This is a genomic window from Protofrankia sp. CiP1_Cm_nod4 (assembly GCF_982290645.1).
In genome coordinates this window covers 1,394-5,811 of record NZ_CEVIVC010000098.1, presented here as the reverse complement: position 1 = coordinate 5,811, position 4,418 = coordinate 1,394, and the positions used below count along the sequence as shown (strand labels likewise).

3 protein-coding genes are annotated in these 4,418 nt (G+C 69.0%); 2 read left to right on the top strand and 1 reads right to left on the bottom strand.

Annotation, left to right across the window (positions count from 1 at the left end; all coding sequences use genetic code 11):
- Nucleotides 1-76: 76 nt before the first annotated feature.
- The gene (locus tag AC5LSR_RS17170) at nucleotides 77-2,770 is read right to left on the bottom strand and encodes an AAA family ATPase (protein WP_235433663.1); all 2,694 of its coding nucleotides are present in this window, start codon (nucleotides 2,768-2,770) and stop codon (nucleotides 77-79) included.
- Between the two features lie 34 nt (nucleotides 2,771-2,804).
- Between AC5LSR_RS17170 and AC5LSR_RS17165 the strand changes: the two genes are divergently transcribed.
- A complete protein-coding gene (locus AC5LSR_RS17165; protein ID WP_157180541.1) occupies nucleotides 2,805-3,950 on the top strand; it encodes an LLM class flavin-dependent oxidoreductase in 1,146 nt (381 codons plus the stop codon).
- Nucleotides 3,951-4,148: 198 nt separating this feature from the next.
- Nucleotides 4,149-4,418: abortive infection family protein (locus AC5LSR_RS17160; protein ID WP_493468677.1), on the top strand; the 270-nt coding region annotated here is incomplete at its 3' end.

Sequence of the window (4,418 nt, the reverse complement as noted above, 5' to 3'; positions counted from 1 at the left end):
GGCTCACGGCTCACGGCTCACGGCCGAGAACATGACATGAGGGCACAGGTGGATCCAGAGTGAGGCTTCGCTGGTCCTACCGCATCAGAGCGGCCAGCTCCGCCCGTCGTGAGATGCCAAGTTTCCGGAAGATGCGTTGGAGCCGGTTGTCGACGGTCCGGGCGGAGATGCGAAGCTGCTCAGCGATCTCCTTGCTGGTGAGCCCGTTCGCGGCGAGGAGAGCGGTCTCGCGCTCGGCTGGGGTGAGCTGTGAACGTACGCTGATCGGGGCCAGGGCAGGAGTTCTCGCTCCCTCGCAGCGGCTCAGCCGGATCGCTGCGCGGTGCAGCTCGGCGTCGGCCTTCCTGGGCTTGCCGAGCCTGCGCCACGCCACGGCGGCGTCGGCCGCGGCCTCGGCGGCGAGCAGGAACACACCCATGGCCTCGAACCTGTCCGAGACCTCGGCAAGCCCTGGTGGGTCTGCCTCGGCCAGGGCGAGGACGTGCGCGACGCGCGCGCCCGTGAGTTCGCCCTCCACGGTGGCAGCCACAGCAACGAGCCGGTCGACGACGGCATGGGGCGCACCGATGCGTGCGATGTCGTGCAGGGCGGCGCAGGCTCCGGTGCGGTCGCCGACACGTTCGCCGGCTTCCGCGGCACGTTCGAACGTCTCTCTCGCGACGGACAGCCGGCCCTCGGCGACGGCGGTCCAGGCATGCGCGCTGATGAACTCCGTCCAGCTCCAGCGGGGTTGCTGGACACCCAGCTCGTCGATTCTCGCCAGGGTCGCGCGTGCGCCCTGATGATCCCCGGACAGTGCCTGGGACTGGGCGAGCAGGGAGAGGAGACTGTGCTGGAAACCCAGGCGCCCGAGTCGGCGGAGCAGCACGATGGCTTCCCGGGCGTCGCGGCCCGCCGACTGCACGTTGCCCGTGTCCCTGGCGGTGCGGCACATGTGCCACAGGAACCACGCGCGCGCTTCGCTGCTGCCCTCCTCCAGCCCGCGCTGATGCTCCTGCCTGGCGAGCGCCTCGGCCTCGGTGAAGCGGCCCGCGTGCGCGAGGGCTTCGCAACGGGCGTAGAGGTTGAACCAGGGGTACCAGTCGTCCGGTTCGCTCAGCACGATGCCGGCGTCGTAGCCGCGGTCGGCCGCGTCGAGGGCCTCTTCGATGCGGCCCAGCCGCCCGAGGCCATAGGACGCCACGAGGCCCAACCAGACCAGTGACGGCCCTTTGGCGGCGGCGAGCATGGGTACCGCCACCTCAGCGGCCGCACCCGGCCCCTGGCTGCCAAGGAGCAGACCGGCGCGTCGGGCCGACACCTCGTCTCGCAGGGACTGTTCGGTGATCGAGGCTTCGGCCAGTTGGGCCACGCGAAGGCCATCGTCCATGCGACCGAGGTAGAACCACAGACAGTCGATGTGGGCGATGGCAAGTCGCACCCGATCGCGGTCGTCGCGGGTCTGACAGGTGAGGCTGGCGAGCTCCCGCTCCGCGTCGAGGGGCCGGCCCTGCAGCGCCAGCGTCTGTCCCGCGAGAAGCCAGGCGTCGAACCCCGCTCCGGCATGCCCAGCGGCGCGCGCCAGTCTCTCCGCCAGGGCGAAGTCATAGTGCCATCGTGCGTCGCGGGCGGCGCGCAGCATCAGCGCGGGCTGACCGCCGCCGCCATCAAGGCGCCAGATACCCATCCGCAGTGCATCGCCCTTGCGACGGGCACCGGTGCGCTCGACGCTGTCTGCCAGCGCCCGGCTCATCGCCGACACCCGCACCGCGGACGTGCGCGCTCGCAGGACCTCCCCGTAGAGCGGGTGGGCGAGCCGCACCTGCAGGCGTTGACCTTCGAACCCGCTGGCCAGCAGGCCCTGTCGCTGCAGCGCGTCGATCAGCTCGGGGTCGGCGAGCTCCGCCACCTCGGCGCCGCCGAGGGGCTCCGCGTAGGCGGCCAGTTCGAGCAGGGCGATCGACGCGTCGTCGAGGCCACGCAGCCGTGTGTCGACCAGTTCCATGATGCGCCCGGAGGGGGCCAGCGGGGCCTTCAGGCGCCACACCCCGACGTCCCTGACCAGGGTGCGGTCCGCCAGTGCGCCCAGGGTCAGCTCGCGCAGATACAGCACGTTGCCGCCGGAGCGCGCGGCGAGCTCGACGACGGCAGCGCGGTCGACCTGGTGGCCGAGCACCGCGGTGAGCAACGCGTCGATGGCTCTGGTGTCCAGTCGCGAGAGCTCCAACCGGAGCGCGAGGTCGTCCTTCCACAGCGCCGTGACCGCTTCCGGGGCCGCTTCGCCGGCACGCACGGTGAGCACGACGAGAACCGAGTGGTTCGCGACAAGCTGGTGCAACAGACCCGCCGAGGCTTCGTCGAGCATGTGCGCGTCGTCGACGAACAGCGCCACACCCCGCCCGCGGGCGCGGCTGACCAGGGCTCGGGCCGAACGTTCGAGCAGGTCGTGCACCGTGCCAGCGGGTTCCCTGTCCAGGGCCGGCAGAAGGGGTACGAACACCCCGAGGGGTGTCCGGGCGATCGAGTGCGACGCGGTCACCCAGACGCTGGAAAGCCCGGCCCTGCTTGCAAGCAGCCGGGCCTCGCGAGCCAGGCGGGTCTTGCCGACTCCCGCTGGCCCCACGAGCATCACGCTGCGGGGGGAATGAGACGTCAGGGACGACCGGACGAGGTCGAGCTCCGCGGCCCGCCCGGTCAACGGCCAGGGTAACTCCATGACGGCGTCGTACTGCATGCACAGCGAGAGTAGCGGATTACTCTTGCCCGCCCCAGACCCTGACGATGGACTCATGGGCGTCGCCCCTGGAATGACGAAGGAGACAACGGTGTCGAACGTCCAGACCGCGGTGTGGTTCCCGGGAGTCCGCGGGGTGCCCGCCAAGAGCATCATCCCCTACGCCCAGCGTCTCGAGCAGGCCGGAGTCGACCAGGTCTTCACGTGGGACTTCCTGACCGGGATCCTTCCACGGGTGGCCTGGGGGGAGAGTTTCTCCCCCGTGGCCAATGTCCTGCCCGACGGCGACAGCTTCTACGACCCGTTCACCCTGCTCGGCCTGGCGGGCGGCGCCACCGAGAGCCTCGGGCTCTCGGTGTCAGCGACGAACGGCATCCGCAACGGACCGGCGGAGATAATGCGCATGGCGATGACGATCGCGGACGCGTCCCAGGGCAACTCGGTCGTGTGCGTCGGCGTGGGAGAGAAGCAGAACACGGTCCCCTTCGGCTACAGCCGCAAGGAGGGCCTCGCTCGCCTGGAGGACCACTTCCGGCTCTACCAGCTGTTATGGGAGAAGACCGAACCCTTCAGCTTCGAGGGCAACTTCTGGCACTTCAGGAACGCCTATATCGGCGGGGCCCGCACCCACAGGCCCAGGATGCTCGTCGCCGGCGCCGGCCCCAGGGCGCTGGACATCGCCGCGCGCTACGCCGACGGCTGGCTCACGGTCGTGCCCGCGGCGTTCGCGCACATCGAGCACTACGCACAGACCGTCAGGGACATGAAGGTCGCGCTGGAGAAGTACGGCCGGGACCCCGACGATTTCATCTTCGCCATCGAGGCCATCGCGCTGATCCACGAGGACCGGGCCGCGATCGACAAGGCGATCGACCACAGCGAGTTCGTCACGTCCTTTGCATCGATCTACGGCCGCATGGCGCACGCTGAATGGGAGCTGGAGCCAGATGTGGAGCTGGCGCGTCCACGCGACTACAACTACACGCTGCACCTGCTGCCCAACGAGGTGACCAGGGAGGAGAACGACGCCGTCATGGCCAGGGTCTCCCGCGCCATGAAGAGCAGGAGTTTCGTCCACGGCAACGCCCGCCAGGTCGCCGACCACTGGCTCACCTACATCAATGCCGGGGCCACCTGGGTCGGGTTCCTCGACTTCGCGCCGTTCGTCTTCGGCCTTGACGAGGCCGGCGCCTGCCTCGAGCGCAACATCGACGTCTGCACCCTGCTGAAAGCATGACTGCTTCACGTTCTTCATGCCCGCCATGCTGTTCGCCGCCACCGCGTTCCAGCCCGAACGCCCGATCGAGATCACACATACCCTCGACGACATGAGCTGGATTGTCCTGATCATAACGTGGCCTCCGTTCATGGCCCAGAACTTCTCGTTCTCGTTCGGTATCCTCACCGACCAGCGCCAGGTACCTGTTTTTCCTCGGTGGCGATCCGGGAGCACCTCGACCGCATCCAACGAGCGGTCATCGACGACCCGGCCCTCGCGATCGGCAGCGCCAAGGAACTCATCGAGAGCACCGCCAAGGTCGTCCTGACCGAACGCGGTCTGCCGGTCAACGACAAGGACGACGTCCCCGCGCTCATCCGCCAGGCTCAGCAAGCTCTCGACCTACACCCCTCGGCTGTCACACCCGGGCCCGACGGCAGCGAGGCAGTGAAGAAGATCCTCGGCGCGGTCTCCGGAGTCGCAGTA